The 15,892-nt window shown below is 35.4% G+C and carries 17 protein-coding genes; 9 read left to right on the top strand and 8 right to left on the bottom strand.

The annotated features are described in order from the left end of the window. Nucleotides 1-10 precede the first annotated feature (10 nt). The 6 genes from lanM (FXV78_RS03980) to FXV78_RS03955 all read left to right on the top strand — a co-directional run bounded on the left by lanM (FXV78_RS03980) (nucleotide 11) and on the right by FXV78_RS03955 (nucleotide 6,197). A complete protein-coding gene (lanM, locus tag FXV78_RS03980; protein ID WP_004842219.1) occupies nucleotides 11-1,159 on the top strand; it encodes a type 2 lanthipeptide synthetase LanM in 1,149 nt (382 codons plus the stop codon). A gap of 77 nt (nucleotides 1,160-1,236) precedes the next feature. Next, a complete protein-coding gene (locus FXV78_RS03975; protein ID WP_004842221.1) occupies nucleotides 1,237-1,521 on the top strand; it encodes a transposase in 285 nt (94 codons plus the stop codon). Then, on the top strand, nucleotides 1,518-2,432 hold the full coding sequence (locus tag FXV78_RS03970) for an IS3 family transposase (protein ID WP_004842223.1): 915 nt from the start codon (nucleotides 1,518-1,520) through the stop codon (nucleotides 2,430-2,432). The genes FXV78_RS03975 and FXV78_RS03970 overlap by 4 nt, the downstream gene beginning before the upstream one ends. A 97-nt stretch (nucleotides 2,433-2,529) precedes the next feature. Next, on the top strand, nucleotides 2,530-4,464 hold the full coding sequence (gene lanM, locus FXV78_RS03965; protein ID WP_004842225.1) for a type 2 lanthipeptide synthetase LanM: 1,935 nt from the start codon (nucleotides 2,530-2,532) through the stop codon (nucleotides 4,462-4,464). Further along, nucleotides 4,445-4,978, top strand: a complete 534-nt coding sequence (locus tag FXV78_RS03960; RefSeq protein ID WP_004223609.1) for a hypothetical protein — start codon at nucleotides 4,445-4,447, stop codon at nucleotides 4,976-4,978. Before lanM (FXV78_RS03965) ends, FXV78_RS03960 begins: the two co-directional genes overlap by 20 nt. A gap of 448 nt (nucleotides 4,979-5,426) precedes the next feature. Then, nucleotides 5,427-6,197, top strand: a complete 771-nt coding sequence (locus FXV78_RS03955; RefSeq protein ID WP_004223606.1) for a hypothetical protein — start codon at nucleotides 5,427-5,429, stop codon at nucleotides 6,195-6,197. Between the two features lie 161 nt (nucleotides 6,198-6,358). On the opposite strand, the gene FXV78_RS03950 is transcribed toward FXV78_RS03955, so the two are convergent. From FXV78_RS03950 to FXV78_RS03920, 7 genes are all read right to left on the bottom strand, one after another. Then, nucleotides 6,359-6,670 carry a hypothetical protein gene (locus FXV78_RS03950; protein WP_004223602.1) on the bottom strand — a complete coding sequence of 104 codons (312 nt, stop codon included), beginning with the start codon at nucleotides 6,668-6,670 and terminating at the stop codon, nucleotides 6,359-6,361. A gap of 4 nt (nucleotides 6,671-6,674) precedes the next feature. After that, nucleotides 6,675-7,127 (bottom strand): hypothetical protein, encoded by a 453-nt coding sequence (locus FXV78_RS03945; protein ID WP_233447349.1) that lies wholly within the window; start codon nucleotides 7,125-7,127, stop codon nucleotides 6,675-6,677. A 197-nt stretch (nucleotides 7,128-7,324) separates the two neighbouring features. Next, entirely contained in the window at nucleotides 7,325-7,894 is a 570-nt protein-coding gene (locus tag FXV78_RS03940) for a hypothetical protein (protein WP_004223597.1), read from the bottom strand. Nucleotides 7,895-8,071: 177 nt separating this feature from the next. Then, on the bottom strand, nucleotides 8,072-8,605 hold the full coding sequence (locus tag FXV78_RS03935) for a hypothetical protein (protein ID WP_004223594.1): 534 nt from the start codon (nucleotides 8,603-8,605) through the stop codon (nucleotides 8,072-8,074). Beyond that, on the bottom strand, nucleotides 8,605-9,822 hold the full coding sequence (locus tag FXV78_RS03930; protein WP_004223591.1) for a MarR family transcriptional regulator: 1,218 nt from the start codon (nucleotides 9,820-9,822) through the stop codon (nucleotides 8,605-8,607). Before FXV78_RS03930 ends, FXV78_RS03935 begins: the two co-directional genes overlap by 1 nt. A 317-nt stretch (nucleotides 9,823-10,139) precedes the next feature. Continuing rightward, nucleotides 10,140-11,327, bottom strand: coding sequence for a site-specific integrase (locus FXV78_RS03925; protein ID WP_004842232.1), 1,188 nt, complete (start codon nucleotides 11,325-11,327; stop codon nucleotides 10,140-10,142). Then, nucleotides 11,324-11,746 carry an RNA polymerase sigma factor gene (locus FXV78_RS03920; RefSeq protein WP_004842233.1) on the bottom strand — a complete coding sequence of 141 codons (423 nt, stop codon included), beginning with the start codon at nucleotides 11,744-11,746 and terminating at the stop codon, nucleotides 11,324-11,326. Before FXV78_RS03920 ends, FXV78_RS03925 begins: the two co-directional genes overlap by 4 nt. A gap of 319 nt (nucleotides 11,747-12,065) precedes the next feature. Between FXV78_RS03920 and FXV78_RS03915 the strand changes: the two genes are divergently transcribed. The 3 genes from FXV78_RS03915 (at nucleotide 12,066) to FXV78_RS03905 (ending at nucleotide 14,458) form a co-directional block, all read left to right on the top strand. Then, the gene (locus tag FXV78_RS03915) at nucleotides 12,066-13,223 is read left to right on the top strand and encodes an IS630 family transposase (protein WP_039959586.1); all 1,158 of its coding nucleotides are present in this window, start codon (nucleotides 12,066-12,068) and stop codon (nucleotides 13,221-13,223) included. Between the two features lie 161 nt (nucleotides 13,224-13,384). Then, nucleotides 13,385-13,699, top strand: a complete 315-nt coding sequence (locus tag FXV78_RS03910) for a helix-turn-helix domain-containing protein (RefSeq protein WP_233447348.1) — start codon at nucleotides 13,385-13,387, stop codon at nucleotides 13,697-13,699. A gap of 201 nt (nucleotides 13,700-13,900) precedes the next feature. Next, on the top strand, nucleotides 13,901-14,458 hold the full coding sequence (locus FXV78_RS03905) for a PucR family transcriptional regulator ligand-binding domain-containing protein (RefSeq protein WP_004842238.1): 558 nt from the start codon (nucleotides 13,901-13,903) through the stop codon (nucleotides 14,456-14,458). Between the two features lie 24 nt (nucleotides 14,459-14,482). Here FXV78_RS03905 and FXV78_RS03900 read toward each other — a convergent pair whose 3' ends face one another. Next, nucleotides 14,483-15,568, bottom strand: coding sequence for an IS701 family transposase (locus FXV78_RS03900; protein ID WP_004842240.1), 1,086 nt, complete (start codon nucleotides 15,566-15,568; stop codon nucleotides 14,483-14,485). Nucleotides 15,569-15,892: the final 324 nt, after the last annotated feature.

The raw sequence follows: 15,892 nt of genomic DNA, 5'->3' as shown, positions 1-15,892 counted from the left end.
GGAAAATATAATGAAAAAATCTAGTTATTTATCTGAACGTGTATATAATGTTAACCCGTCTGAAATAAATATGGAATCTTTGGAGTATTGGAAAAAAATACTGAAGGAGGAAGGTTTACAGTATGTAAAGAAAAACCACCTTGAGTATTTTTTTGGTTTTCTAAACAATTGTTCCTTTAGCAGTCATGAGAAGTGTCAGCACCAGAATTTTGTGGAAATGTCCTCAAAAAGAGAGACGTGTAGGCATGAGTGTGATGAAATGATTTTTGGAGCGTTTTATGATCCTTTTGTGCAAGTAGCTAATAAACAGCTTAGGGAAACGGTAACTCAAAAAAGATATATTAAAGAATCAATTTTAGTTGATTTTCAAAAATCCTTATTTAATTTACTTAATAATCTCTGTATAAGAACTTTGATTTATGAAATGTATATATGTGGTCAAGAAGGATTGTTAGAGGGAAATGAATTTGAACAATACCAGTATTACATTGACCATTTTCTAAAAGATAAACAATATTTGAATGATTTTTTTTCACTTTACCCAGTATTGGAAAGAAGGATAAATGAAATCATACAAAATACAATAGATATTTACAAAGAAGTAATAGAACGAATTGATACAGACGCAAATGAAATAATGAGAGAATTTAATATTGTTGAAAGCGCTTTTATTGTAGAGCATCTATCGACAGATTTTTCTGATTCTCATAAAAACGGCAGAAGAGTATTTTGTGTGGAATTTGTATCGGGAGAAAAGATTTTGTATAAACCACGATGTTTGCAAAACGAGATTAAGCTACAAGAAATAACCAATTATTTCTATAAAATATGTAATTTGGGAAGTTATGAGTACTGTATTCTTGATAAAGGAAAATATGGCTGGTGTGAGATTGTAACACAAAAAGATTGTGAGTCCACAGAAGAACTTTCAAGATATTATCAAAGAATAGGAGTTATCTTGTTTATAAACTATCTTTTAGAAGGGGGAGATATTCATTTTGAAAATCTCATTGCATGTAATGAATATCCGGTAATTATTGACGCAGAGACATTTATAGGAAATATAGAAGGTGATAATGGAAAAAGTGCAACAGAGAAAGTCTCTAATCTTTTAAGAAAATCGGTGTTATATTCTGGAATACTTGATGCTAGAATATAAATAGTACAAGCCAAAATGAGAAATTCCAAATACATATTAACATGGTACAATAGAGACATGCTGAAGGAGGATCTCATATGGCAATGCAACATGACAAACAATTTAAACTTGATGCAATCCGGTATTATCAAGATCATAAAGATCTCGGTGTACGTGGATGTGCAGAAAATCTTGGCATCGGATACAGCACACTAACAAAGTGGCTGAAAGACTTCCGTGAATCCGGTGATATTCCTGTTCGGGGTTCTGGTAATTACGCATCCGATGAACAGAAGGAAATCGCCCGTCTCAGACGTGAATTACGTGATGCCCAAGATGCACTTGATGTGTTAAAAAAAGCAATCAACATTCTGGGAAAATGACGGAAGCCATTTATCTCGAAGTGTCTGAGAAGACGGAAGCTGCCCAAAAGGCTGGACGCCGGTTTTCCGTCTCCGGAATGTTGAAATTTTTAGGTGTCTCACGTTCAGGATATCGTGCATGGCTCCACCGCGTGCCTTCTGATACAGAAAAACGCCGTGAATCTGTAAAAGCAAAAATACAGGATATATATGATGATTCCAAGCAGAACTACGGTGCTCCGAAAATCACTGTAGAATTGCGGAAAACCGGTGAAGTCATTTCGGAAAGAACTGTTGGTACATACATGCGTCAAATGGGAATCCGTGCCCAGTGGAGCAAGCCATGGACAATTACCACAAAAGATTCTGATTTCAGCACTGAATTACAAAATATCCTCGCTGAGCAGTTTAATCCTGACCGCCCGAATGCCGTCTGGTGTTCGGATATCACCTACATCTGGACAATAGACGGATTTGTCTATCTGACCAGTATTATGGATTTATTTTCCAGAAAAATCATAGCATGGACACTTTCAAAAACACTGGAAGTATCCTGCGTGATTGATACGATAAACAAAGCCAAAGCTCGCCGAAATATCGACCAGCCATTGATCATTCACTCTGATCGTGGCAGTCAGTACGTTGCGACGGAATATAAAAAAGTAACAGAAAATATGCAGCGTAGTTACTCAAAGAAAGCATTTCCGTGGGATAATGCCTGCATTGAATCCTTCCATTCGATTATCAAACGTGAATGGCTCAACCGCTTTAAAATTCACGATTACAAGCAGGCATACCGCTTGATTTTCGAATATCTGGAAGCTTTCTACAATACGAAACGAATTCATAGCCATTGTAACTATATGTCACCAAATGAATTCGAACGATTGTATGAAAGAACACACACTGAGGCTGAGCTTCTGGCGGGTTAAAATGGGAAAAGTTTCTCATTTTAACTTGTACTAAATCTTGACATAGGACCAACTGCCTTTTTATTCTTGGAATAATGCTGGAGATGCAGGAATTAATATGAGTGCTATTAGTGGAGAAGAGGGACAAAAATTTCCGATAAAAATTCCATTTATTATTAATCCGAAATCTGTAAATATGAGAGTTGTCTATGATTATCCAGTATCGAAAAGAAATCATAATTTAGCAATGCTGAAAGGAAAGTTTATCCAACCTTCTGAATTTGCGGATAAAATTATCCAAGGGTTTAAGAGTGCATACTTGGGAGCAATGGAACATACAGAAACGCTATTGAAAATCATACAACAATATAGTGAGTTAGAGGTAAGGTATTTGATTAGAAATACACAGCAGTATGTAATTGTGTTGAGTAGTTCATATCATCCTGAATTATTGATGGATGGAGGTGCACGAAATTTATTTTTCTATTCTCTGATAAACGGAAATTTACAAAATGAAAATAGTAAATTACTTATTGAACATGAGATTGAAGATCTACTAAGCGGTGATATACCATATTTTTATTTTCGTGGGAATAAAAAAAGCATTTATACTTGGGATGGTAGAGAAGTAAAGAATTTCTTTAGTAAGACTGCTTTGCAGCAAATTGAGGAAAATATACAGTACTTGTCCTATAAAAATTTGGAACAGCAGATTCAATATATAAAAATTACTTTTAATATGGAGAATGCAGGAACAAGGAAAATAAAGAATGAAAGGTTAAAACCGGCTCTTTCTAATAATATATTCAAAACGGCAGAAGAATTGGCAAAAGAGTTGCTATGTAAAATAGGAACAAATGCGATTTATAGTGAAGATGGGACAGATGTTAACTGGATTGGTGTAAAGTTATTTGGAATAAAAGAAAATCAGTGGATGATCCAGGCACTACCGAATACATTATATGATGGCACGGTTGGGATTAATTTGGTATTTCATTTGTACGAAAGGATATATCAAGATAAGAAATATCATGAAATTTGTGATGTGTTAGATAATCGTATATTGCGGTATATAGATACTATAAGTGACGGAAAAAAGAGTATTGCAGAATTTAACACAGGAGTTTTTTGTGGTGAGGGTTCGATTCTATATGCATTAAATATTTTATATGAAATATATGATGATTCTAAGTATAAGTTATATTTTGACAAATGGCTAAGCTGCATGGAAACAATTATCTCAGAAGATTGTCTGTTCGATTTGATTTCGGGGAATTCCGGGATAGTATTGGTTCTAATTAATATGTATAAAAAAACAGGAACGCCTACTTATCTACAAAAAGCTATACAAATAGCAGAACAATTAATTGAGGATATGGTTACTGATAAAGGGAAAGTCGGTTGGAAATCAGAGGTGGTTCCTGAAGTATTGGCAGGTTTTGCACATGGAAACAGTGGCTTTATAGAAATGTTTTCAAGATTATATGAGGTATATCCACAGGCGAAATATTTGAGAGTACTTTCTAGGTTAGTAGAATATGAAAATTCTTTATACTCAGAAAAGAATAATAATTGGACAGATTTAAGAAAATTTCCAGAGGAAGATCAGAATAGAGATCAGCCAATAGCGTGGTGTCATGGAGCAGCGGGTATCCTGCTATCCAGATTAACCTTATACAATGCCATAAAAAATTCAGGGGAAACTGCATTGTTTCAGCAAGTTATTAAAGACATAAGCCTTGCTAAAAATAAATTAATTGAAGATGGGTTACATGCAGGTTTTTGCCTATGCCATGGAAACATGGGAAATTTGTTGATTTTAAAAAGATATGCAGAAATTTTTGATGATAAGCAGGTAAGAAGTATTTGTGATTCTCGATTTGAACAGATTCTGGAATTTCTTAATGATCAAAATGTATTACCAACAGAATTATACAATCCAGGTTTTATGACTGGTTTGTCAGGAATTGCATATGCTTTATTAAAATATACGATGCCAGAATTGCCATTGATTATAGGAGTTGAGGGAATAGATGATAGAAATAAAGATTAGTAAAAATGACAAAGAAGATAAGTTGTTCCGCATAAATTCGAAAGACATAGTTGGGTTTTATAATTGTAATATTAAACAAGAGCGCAAGATAACAGACATTATAAAATGTTATGGAAAAACAAAAAGAATAAGAGAGATTGAACTGAAAAACGTGAAGCCGGAGGATAATGTTACAGTATTTCAATATATATATAGAAATGTAGGTTCAATTATAAACAAAGATTATGTGATTGAAGGGTTTTTAAGATTAGGGGAGTTGTTCGATTGTAAAGATGAAGTGGTTAGAGGATTGGATAGAAGTAAGAGATACTGTTTAGAAATATTAGTGGCGTTTCTTCAAGAAGCAGACATTATTATTTTGCATGAAATGTTTGAAAATGTTTGGAATCATACTATAGAGGAAGTTTTAATTGAATTTTCGTTAAGAGGGGCAGTAGTTGTGTTTTCGGAACATAGAGAAGAATCATTAATGAAATTGCCAATGCACAGTTACAATCTAAATGAAATATGTTAGAGGAGAGAATAAATGAGAAAACTTTAATTTTTATTTATCTCAAGCGTAAAATAAATGAGAATAGTAGTCAAACCAGAGTTCCGGTATTCGAAAATCATATTTTGTGCTTGACCATTAATACATTTCTATGTAGATATTTGTCGGGGCCTTGCCATATCTACAGTGCGTAGCAGCATTTACTAATATCCTCGTAGAAATAAAAATTTAGGGTACACAAATTATATCTAAAATGTGATTTCCACATTATCGGACAGGCGATGAAAAGTCATTCGTCTCTGTATTTTGACGTAGCAATGCCCATTAAGTTATAGAGTAGAAAAGATTTGGAGAAAGAAGTGTATTTTCTATTTTGATTTTTATTGAAAGTAGAAATTATATTTTATAAATACTCCAGTTGAAGCAAAAAGGATACAGATTGTATTAAGTAAACGTGACAAAGGAGAAATGTATGAAGGTTGCTTTTATAATATCTTATGCTGTTACTATTATACTTGCAATAGGTTTTATTTATTGTGTTTATATGAAAAACTACTGGATTTTTAAATTTGTGGATAAAATCAAAAGTCCAGTACAGCAACTCGTTTATGTATTACTTATGTTCGTATCTTCGTATGTATATGTTTATTTATCACTACAAATAAGGTGTAGATTTAGCGCTGTAATATGTTCAATACTATTACTTATATTAATCTGGGTTATGGATTACTTTTTTTCTTTCAGTTTTAAAGATAACGATTTATATATAGGTAATAAAAAAAGGTATATTTTTATGGCGTATGTAGGAGCTTGCATATCAGGCTTTTTTATTGCATATCGAGATCATTTGGCATTGGCTTTAGAAATTTCAAATATAACAATTAGTGTTTTGATAGGAGCTTATGTACCTTTTACGTTATTATTAGATGATGCTACAAATGGAAAAGTAGAATTGCAAAAGGTAAAACAAGGATGGAAGAATAAGTATAATGAAATATTTCACGAACATCGGTTCAAATCAATTCTTTCTGATGTTTTTGTAGCCATGGTATATGGCGTTTTATTGGGAGTAGCATTATCTTCTTCGACAAATATAATTAAGGATATTACTTCTGGTATGGGAATGGGGGTTATTACTGTGATTATTGCTTGTGTAGGTTTGTTTGAAGTAAAAAAGAAGTTAAGGAGTAGGAAGAAAGAATTAAGAAATATTGAAGAACAAGAAAAAAATGATTCGAAATAGAATGAGGAAAGGTAAGTTGGTAGGTAAAAAAGTTTTACAGGAAATCCCCAATCTGTATGAAATAATACAAAAGCTGTTTTAACGAGTAGGTATTGACGACACGCTCAATTATTAGAAAATGATAGGTGAAGTGTTAATCACCTATCACTTTCAACTCATTATTAAGCCGATACTAATACATGGGATTTACCAATAATAAATCTAGAATCAATGTCAGCTAATGCTTCGGAAACACGTCTTATTCCTAAAAGTTCACGACCCGGGCAAAGTTTGTTTTTACACCAAAGATCTAGTTCAATTGTATTATTCATAGACTTCGATAGTTTTATGCCTTTAAGTTTCTTTGGATTTGTAACCGTTCGACTGTTAAAGTCTTGCTTAATTTTATTAAAGTATTTTGCGTAATTTGCAATATGGATAGATGGATTGGCAGGTGTAGCAATCAATTTATAGTGGTAGTGGTAAGTACCCATAATGTTAATCCTCCTGTAAAATCTTCAAGATTCTTCTTATTTTAGCCATAGAAGTTTCATCAGTATTTTTTAGTAATTCTAAAAAATGGATGCCTGCAGAAAAACGTTCATTCATTGTCAATTCTGTTTCATTAGTATATGTCTGCATAGGAATTACGGTGTATGTTAGTAATTTTTTTGCAACAAGCAATTTTGAATATTTTTCTTTATAGTGTTTCATAAGATATGCACTAACTCCTCTAAGATGATATCCTAGTTGAAAGTTCGAAGCTATTTCATCGGGAATCATAACATGCATGATTACTTGCTCTCCAACAGTCTGAACATCCTTAATTTGAACGCCATGTTTGCTGTAGAGTCTAAGAGATGCGTTATATACAGCTTCTCTTATTTCTTTGAAATTTTGATAGGCCGTACTTTGGGGTGATGCTAAATTAATTTGTAATATTTGGTTCATTTGTACTCCTTTCTGGTTTGAGAAAAGTAAAATGGTGAATGTAAAAAATATATTCCGGAACATAAATATCATAGTACGCTTGCGGATGAATGTCAATATATACCGGGATATAAAAAAAATATTCTGGAATATTAAAGCGAAAGTATAAAAACAAAAGGATACTCAATTGGTATCCTTTTCAATTACTTTTTGTTTTATCAAGCTTTTTTTAGTTTGAATACTTCTTTCTCAAGAGTTGATATTTTTTCTTTCATTTCTTCAAATTCTTTCTGATTCTTTTTGGTTTGCGGATCATAAGTAGAGAAAGAATCAGGTATGAGACAAGCCGCAAAGATGAATAGAAATGATGTATAATACTGTATGAATTTAATAAAATCAAAATTACAGGAGTTAAAGGTATTAGCTTCTATAAGCACAACACTAGCAGCAAACCATAAAATAGAAAAACAAAAATTTTTGGTTAAAAGATGTTTTCCTTTTTCCAAACTTGAAATAGCTGCTGTAGTTGGAATACAGATAATAAATGCAATCATCTGTAATATAAAAATAAATATATAGCCAGTAGGATATGTAAATAGGGGAGTAACAAGTAACATAATGAGCATAAATAAGGATGTAAATCTTGCGGGTTTCCATTGCCATAAAAATTTAATCATAGTTATTAACGGTTCGACTACATTTTTTATTGTCATAAGTCTTTTTTGTTCAATCCTTTCTAAGTTTAATTTGTTCATAGTTAGTAATGCAGATGGGATTATTTCTTTCATTTTACAAACAGTTGTTTTCTCACAAATTATAACAAATGTATATAGTTATAGCAATGAAAAATATTTTTTGATTTGAATTGTGTTTTAGGGAGAGAATTGTATGGAAATTTTCTAGTGCTGGGAATTTTCACATAGGTACACATTTGTTTATGAGTGCTTATGTGAAAATATAAAAATTCAATTCGGGAAAAACTTATTCAAAGTTTCCAGTGTCCCTTTTGCAGAAAATCCCCATAGTATGCTGCTAAGAGCGCTAATAGCAGCCTGCCTTTTCCGGTAATAAGTTCGGTAGGAAATGCTGGGAACGTGCTTTTCGAGTTCTTCCAGGATTTCCTCTGTGTTTTTCAGTTCATGTGGAGAGAGAAAGGCATAATATAAAATCCAGTAATATTCTTCTCCATGTTTGTGATTTCTCCGGAGTAAATCCACGGAAGAAAGAAGTAGCTTTATCATTTTGTTGCTGCGGGCAATGCTTTTTGCCCATTCTTCAATCTGGCTGTCTCCCAGATCTGCTCCTGCAGCATAGATAGAATCCAGGAATTCGTCTACGCTGGTGTTGTATTCCAGTTGGAACTGAATTTCTACTTGCCGGACAGCAACCATCAGACTGTAAGTAGAGTCCCGGTAGCACCGGAGTAGCTTATAGGTATCATGGTACAAAGGATTATTTTCCACTTCAGCGGAAACAGGATGGTAATTTTTCTTTGCCATTATACATCGCCTCCTCTCAATAAAGCTTCTGGAATTTCTGAAAAATCGGGAGAGGTATGTCGTAAGGGCGGAGTATGGGCAGGAACCTTGGGCACATTGCGAGTTTCAGGTTTTAATTTTAATTCAAATTGATAAGCAGCGTTTCCCCAGGGGCAGATAATACGTAGTGAATATAGATATATACTATCCTTGCAGGCTGATAATGGAGATAATATATACTTCGTTTTAGGGCATCTACAGCAAGAAATGCCTTGTATTTCCAGTATTTCAGCGACTTTGCGAACAATGGTTTTAATGTGTGATTCTGGAACGCAGGAGCCTTCCTGTGAAACGATGATTTGCTCGTCAGTAATAGATTCTGAAACGCATTCAGAATTGTTTTTGACAGGCAAGGTGTCTTCGGTTATATGTATTGGCAGTTGCATTTTCATGGCAATTTCCTCCTTATCAATCATGACATCGCTGATATTAAACATAACAGATAGATAATTACGCAGATATACCATGCTGCCATGTTTCCCGGAATAGGAAATCAGTGTGATCATGTCGGTATCTTCAAGTTTTTTTAGCAGACGGGATACAGAAGATTTCGACTGTTTCCAACGTCTTGCAAGTTCCTGATAGCTGAACAAGGGATTTCCAGTCTGATTGCGAAAATATACTACCGGACCGGCATCAGAGCCTTGTACAGATGAATCATTATAGACTGCATGAATCCAAAGATCCAAAAGAGCATCCATTTCCGAACATTTTCCTAGTCCGATTAGTTTATGTACATCTGCGATTGGAAAAAAGAAAAAACCGATGTCTTTTTTACACGGATAATTATAGGAAAGGGCAGTATTGTCTTTTGGCCAGTCTTTTATCTTGTATTGGATAATCTTATTTTTTTCGTGCAGTGAGTAGGTTAAAAGGTTTTGTTCAACCAGGGTATCCAGTATGGATATGACCTGGTGCTGGAATTTTTGGCGAAAGTGAGTCTGAAGTTCTTTAAGAGTGCAGATCCATTCACCAGGAACAACTTTGTAAGTAAGGTGTTCGATGTTCCGATAAGAAGAACTGTAATTTGCATAAGAACATAAAATGAGAAAATAAAAAAGACAGGAACCTCCGTTGGTACGGATGCTTCTGTCTTTCATAAGTGTCTGTATAAATTCCCGGTAAATTCGGCAGCGTGGAAAATCCACAATTTGTTTTAATTCTAATTGATAATCCATAATGATCTCCTTTCAAAATGAAAGGGGTAACCCAGTAAATACTAAGTTCCCCCAATCAGTGCTTTTCGCTTAGGTATTATGATGAAGTCAGCGAACATGCACCGTTAGACTTCATTGCATTTTTATTGCATTTTTATATTTCATTTTATCTTTTTAGTTTGTTTCACAGAGCCAGAAAACCCCGAAAAATCAATGATTTTGGTTTATATTGCTTACTGTCTGTCTGGAGTTTGAATAGTTGGAGCAGAGCTTCAAAGCCTTTATTTTCAAGGGTTTTGAGGCTCTTTCCTTTTAGAATTGCATTTTGATTGCATTTTTTATTCAACTGTTCTGTGATAGATTGCTGTATGCTGATTGCTGGTGTAATCGGCAACACTGGTTGTTGCCGGAGTATAAGTGAGAACGCCAGTTAATTTTTTGGCAACTTCCACGTTGGTGTTGGGATATAAATGTCCATAGGTTCCTGACGTGGTCTGTATCTTTTCATGCCCCAGACGTTCTTTAATCAATAAAGGATTTTCTCCCATACTGATGAGCAGGGAAGCATGGGAATGTCTGAGTGCATGAATTTTGATACGGTGTACGCCTGCCAATCCAGCAAGCTTTTCTAATGCCCGTGGGAGGGTGTGCTTACTGGTGGGAATCCCATTATAGCTTAGTACAAGGTCGCAGCCCTTTAAAACCTTTTGCTGTACTTCCTGCCATGCTTTTAATTCTTTAATGGTATCTGTGTCAATATAGATAGTGCGAATACTGGCTTGTGTCTTTGGTTCCACAAATTTGTATTCATCCATTGTTTTATAGTACAGCGTTTTCGTTATACTTAAAAGTCCGGTTTCAAAGTTGATGTCCGACCATTGCAGGGCTGCGGCTTCTCCGATTCTCATTCCGGTCATAAACAGGAGCCAGTATGAGATGAAAAGGTAATGTTCGTAATAATCGCCCTTGTAGAGCAGGGAAATTACCTTTTGAAATTCATCCAGTGTCCAAAAATCCACTTTTGTTTTCTTGCTCTTGATGTTTCCTATCATTCGTGACGGATTTTTCTTTGCAAGACCGAGAACAACTGCTCTGTCAAAGGCAATGGAGAGCATACCCTGTACAATACGGATATAGTTTGGACTAAATTCTTTTGCGAGTTCAAGCTGCCAGTTCTGGACGTTAATGGGTTCTATCTCATCCACCGTCATTTTGTAAAAGTATGAAAAATGCTTCTGAATGGTAGAACGGCGGTTCAGATAGGTACTTTCCTTTACCTGTGTTTTATACCAAGGCAGGTAAGTTTCTTCAATGAACTGTTGAAAGGATAGCTGCTGTTTCTTTTCCGTTAATTCCTCTGTGGATGTCAGCATAAGCTTTGAATATGCTTCTCTAGCTTCCTTTTTTGTCTTGAATCCGCTTTTGTATTTCTGAATCTGTTTTCCGGTAATCGGATGAAAACCTAAGTTTGCTCTAAAATAATAAGTTCCGTTTTCTGCTTTCTTAATAGGGTGCTTTGCTGTCATGCTTCTTCCTCCATAAATTTTTTGATAAATTCCAGTCCAGCGTGTCTTCTTCTCTGTATGGTAGAACGGTTGACTTCCAGAATTTTTGAAATCTCCGTATCGTCAAATCCAAGAAAATAATATCTCAGGATAACGTCACGTTTCTTTCCATCCAGATTTTCTAATGCTTCTGCTAACAGGTTGTTTTCAATGCGGACAGTAAATCCATCCATTTCAAAAGTATGGAAGTGGGATAGATAGGTGTCTTCGGAAGAAAACAGATTGACGGTGTAATCGTCCATATCACAGAACAGGGTTTCCCGTTTACACTGTCTGGACAACGCTTTGAGATAGTCTTTGCGTTCATCCTCCATAGCGACTTTACAGATGTAATCAAACTGGTTCTTTATGGTTGTCTGAAATTCAGATGGCTTCATCATTGCTCACCCCCTTTCCAGCCTTGAAAGGGAGCGAGTTGATAGGAATCTCTGCTTCTTTCCCCCTTTTCGCTCTTAGTCCCGACAGGACAGGGGGTGCAGTTGCGTTTTGAGAAGAAAAATTTAAAAACTTTTTCTTCCAACTAAAAAAGCACGCAAACAGACGATATTTCTGCTTGTGTGCTTCGATAGTTCTTTCTATGTATTCTGAAAAACCACATTGATGGTCAGACTTTTCTAGTATAGAATAAATTAAATTTCTACTATATATTTTGAGGATAATGTATGGTAAAATAGTGTTATCTAAGAAAGGATGAACACTATGAGAAAAACATATCTTCCTCTGTCAGATGAAGACAGAGATTACCTTAAAGCATTATCGAAAAAGAGAACCATTCAGGCACAAGTTGTGGACCGTGCCAGAATCCTTTTATATAAAGCCGATGGAATGACATTCCAGCAAATTGCTGATAAACTTGCCATTAGTACTGCAACGGTACGCCTTTGTATTTCGAAGTTTCAGAAAGGCGGTTTAGATGCTGCACTGTTTGATGTTCAGCGTCCTGGACGTCCATCGGAAATCACTGATGATGCAAAAGCATGGATGATTCATATTGCGTGTCAGAGACCGACAGAACTCGGTTATGCACAGGAATTGTGGACGTTGACCTCTCTCCACAAATACATTCAGAAACATGCAGAAGAAGCGGGATATCCAAGGCTTTCAACCGTTACCAAACCGTATATCCAGAAATTTCTTAAGGAACAGGATATGAAACCCTTTAAAATCAAATATTACTGTGAAAAACGGGATCCTGATTTTGAATCAAAAATGCATGAGGTTCTGTTGGTTTATAAGCAGATTGAAATGCAGTTTGATGAAAATGGTGATCTCATTGTTCCGGACGATTATAAACTGACGATTACGGTATCGTATGATGAGAAGCCGGGCATTCAGGCAATCTCCAATACGGTACCGGATTTACGCCCGACATCAGAACATGGGGAAGTATATCGTGATGCAGAATACAAACGTCTGGGAACGCTCTCTTTACTGGCTGGCATTGATTTACTCACTGGAGAAGCAATTCCGTTAGTAAGTGAGACCCATAAGAGTTCTGATTTTATTGAGTTTTTAAAGATACTGGACAAAAAATATCCATCACAGGATACCATTCGGATCATCCTGGATAATCATTCTGCACATACTTCCAAAGAAACACGGCGCTTTCTGGATACTATGCCAAAGGGACGTTTTAAATTTGTGTTTACACCAAAACAAGGCTCATGGTTAAACATGATTGAAAGCTTCTTCAGCAAGATGACCAGACAGATGCTTCGAGGAATTCGTGTCAATACCAAACAGGAGTTGGAAGAACGAATTTACAAGTACTTTGACGAAGTGAACCGTGAACCCGTGGTTTATCACTGGAAGTATAAAATGGATGAAATCAGTGAAGAGGAAGCAGTATCAATTTAATATAGCAATTATTTAATATTCGTTATACTAGCTATATTTTTTTACTTAAATAGTCTTGTGTACAAGAGTATATAATCAATAAATAAATGTCTAATAAATCTTCTGGTCAACAGGTACAATATTGGTATCATAGACTAGAAGAGAGGTGTATATACTTGTGTGTGGAAGAGTATATTCCGTTAAGAATTGCGGAACTATGCCGGAAGCGAGGATATACAAAATATAGGTTAGCTCAGCTTACAGGAATAACGCAGACGGCTCTGGGAAATATGCTGAATCAGAAGAGTATGCCGACGATGGCTAATCTGGAAAAAATATGTGATGCATTTGAAATTACAATCGCACAATTTTTTTCAGATGATGAAAGCAGATTGGATCTGACAAAAGAGCAAAAAGAAATACTTGAGATTTGGGATGGCTTGGATGAGAAGGAAAGAGAAATTTTTATGACTTTTATCCGCAGCCTGAAGAAGTAATGGACAGTTCGACAAAGATGCGAGCTATCTTTTTTATTTGAATCTATATAAAATATGCATTTTATACGCATGAAGAAATTGACAGAAAATTTCGGGGGAGGGTATAATTATACTGTTTACTTATGCCACTTTTGAAAACACAACATCAGATGCTGGTACAACCAATGTAGACAACAAAAGACGAATTTGACGAGGTGCTGAATGGCTTATACGGTAAAACAATTATTAGAATCGAAACAATTTCCTGATATGAGATTAGTGATATGTAAAGAAAATCTGAATCAGGAAATTAAAGGTATACGAATTATCGAAATAGAAGATATGGAAAGATATCTGACTGGAGGAGAGCTTCTTCTTACAAATATGAAAGTGTATTTCGGAGAAACGGAGAGAGAGTTTCGGAAACATTTGAATGAACTGGAGAAGAAACAGGTCAGTGGATTTATTATAAAGCAGCATCCGGACATGGTACAGAAAGTCAATTATTATGATATTTTATTAAAGTTTTGTTCGGAACGTAATATTCCAGTGATAGAAATTTCGGAAGATGAGTATTATTGGGGTATTATAAAATATGTTATTCTGCAGATCTATGATGAAAATATCGCACGGTTGATTTATTTCAAATTGACACACGACAATATTTCTAACATGTTATTGGATGGAGAGAATTTTGAAGATCCAACTAAAAATATTTTGTTTCTATTGTCTTCCATGATTGGCAATCCGGTAGCGTTATATTATAGTAACTATAAATGAGCAAATTTGAAAAATTGCACAAAACTACACTGCGAATTTCATAAATGAATCAAAATCATTGCTTTCCTTTGCGCATTGAAAAAGATAACGATACTTTTCCAGCTGAATGGTATCACAGATTTCGTGATATCCAGTTTCAAACGAACAGAACCTACCAGTACCCACTGCACACATGAAATGTGCCAGTGACATAAGCAGCCAGTACCTTTTGATTCCCTGTGCAGAGCGTATCTGATAGCTGTCCAGTGCCAGTTTATCCTTACACTGGCGGAAAAATACTTCAATCGGCCATCGACACACATACCAGGAAAGAATCTCCTGTGTAGATAGGGCTGCGTTTGTACTGATGAAAGCACGCAATGCTTTGGGATTACCAAATGCTTTTTCCGGATAACTCAAAAGAACTACCGCATTTTCTATGCCGTTGAGGTTTCCCTCGTACCGGTACACATAATAGTTTCGTTTTTTGACTGTCACAAGGTCAAATTCACGATGTGTAACAGACAATTCGGCGGCCAGTTCACGAAGTTTCTTTTTCATTCCCGATGGATACAGCAAACGGTTTGTTTTCAAAGCACCGATGGTATGGAATCCTCTCTGTGCAAAGGTATTGATTATCTTTTCAGAAACATACCAGCAGTCGCAAAGAAAATAGGACATTACCGGTGGAACAGGCAGCTCCTTTGCAATGCTTTGTACAATGTCAATCTTGGAAATTGACTTATTGTACATTACAAAAGCATAGTTCAGAACAATGCCATTGCAGGAAAGCATAACAGCAACTGCCTGATGCCCGTAGTCCTGTTTTCCCTTTAAATGGGATTGGTGAAAATACGCATCTTCAATCGGATGTAAAGCCCGTGACGAAGGCTTTGTCTTTGAAGCAATCGTATCGTCCACAATGCGGAAAACAGGCTTTCCGGTGCGTGCTGCTTCTGAATAAATAATCTCAATGACAGAGCATTTTAACGTATCTGAAAGTAATGAATCATCCCATTTTCCGGAATTGAGAAAATGGGCAATCGTCGTTCTGTGGCAGGAACTGTTTTTAGCAAAGTCCGTAGTTTTTCCATGATATCCTGAAATGAAAATACTGATTAGGATACTCATAAGATGGTTTATTACTCGGTTCGAATAAAATTTGCATAAGTTTAATTTTTTAAACTGGTTGTATATGAATGAGGAATGATGTATAGTATTTGCGAGAGACACCTTCTTTCGTAAATGTTGCAAATGTTTGTTTTGGCACTTTCATTATACAACACATGGAATCGAGGTGTCTTTCTTTTATGCAAAATCACGAACTTGCTCATTTATAGATAGTAACTTAACTTGCTGTGCGTCCACAACGCAGGATCTGTCTGATTTTGTATTTGAGAAAAATGTTGAGAAATATAAACCGGATATTGTTACCAGATTTGAATACAAAAAACA

It is taken from the genome of Mediterraneibacter gnavus ATCC 29149 (assembly GCF_008121495.1).
Lineage (GTDB): Bacteria > Bacillota > Clostridia > Lachnospirales > Lachnospiraceae > Mediterraneibacter > Mediterraneibacter gnavus.
This window is presented reverse-complemented; position numbering and strand designations above follow the sequence as displayed.

Bases quoted from the DNA above. Each gene is read 5' to 3' on its own strand.
- lanM (WP_004842219.1), top strand. From the start codon at position 11: ATGAAAAAATCTAGTTATTTATCTGAACGTGTATATAATGTTAACCCG.
- FXV78_RS03975 (WP_004842221.1), top strand. From the start codon at position 1,237: ATGGCAATGCAACATGACAAACAATTTAAACTTGATGCAATCCGGTAT.
- FXV78_RS03970 (WP_004842223.1), top strand. From the start codon at position 1,518: ATGACGGAAGCCATTTATCTCGAAGTGTCTGAGAAGACGGAAGCTGCC.
- lanM (WP_004842225.1), top strand. From the start codon at position 2,530: ATGAGTGCTATTAGTGGAGAAGAGGGACAAAAATTTCCGATAAAAATT.
- FXV78_RS03960 (WP_004223609.1), top strand. From the start codon at position 4,445: ATGATAGAAATAAAGATTAGTAAAAATGACAAAGAAGATAAGTTGTTC.
- FXV78_RS03955 (WP_004223606.1), top strand. From the start codon at position 5,427: ATGAAGGTTGCTTTTATAATATCTTATGCTGTTACTATTATACTTGCA.
- FXV78_RS03950 (WP_004223602.1), bottom strand. From the start codon at position 6,670: ATGGGTACTTACCACTACCACTATAAATTGATTGCTACACCTGCCAAT.
- FXV78_RS03945 (WP_233447349.1), bottom strand. From the start codon at position 7,127: ATGAACCAAATATTACAAATTAATTTAGCATCACCCCAAAGTACGGCC.
- FXV78_RS03940 (WP_004223597.1), bottom strand. From the start codon at position 7,894: ATGAAAGAAATAATCCCATCTGCATTACTAACTATGAACAAATTAAAC.
- FXV78_RS03935 (WP_004223594.1), bottom strand. From the start codon at position 8,605: ATGGCAAAGAAAAATTACCATCCTGTTTCCGCTGAAGTGGAAAATAAT.
- FXV78_RS03930 (WP_004223591.1), bottom strand. From the start codon at position 9,822: ATGGATTATCAATTAGAATTAAAACAAATTGTGGATTTTCCACGCTGC.
- FXV78_RS03925 (WP_004842232.1), bottom strand. From the start codon at position 11,327: ATGACAGCAAAGCACCCTATTAAGAAAGCAGAAAACGGAACTTATTAT.
- FXV78_RS03920 (WP_004842233.1), bottom strand. From the start codon at position 11,746: ATGATGAAGCCATCTGAATTTCAGACAACCATAAAGAACCAGTTTGAT.
- FXV78_RS03915 (WP_039959586.1), top strand. From the start codon at position 12,066: ATGAGAAAAACATATCTTCCTCTGTCAGATGAAGACAGAGATTACCTT.
- FXV78_RS03905 (WP_004842238.1), top strand. From the start codon at position 13,901: ATGGCTTATACGGTAAAACAATTATTAGAATCGAAACAATTTCCTGAT.
- FXV78_RS03900 (WP_004842240.1), bottom strand. From the start codon at position 15,568: ATGAGTATCCTAATCAGTATTTTCATTTCAGGATATCATGGAAAAACT.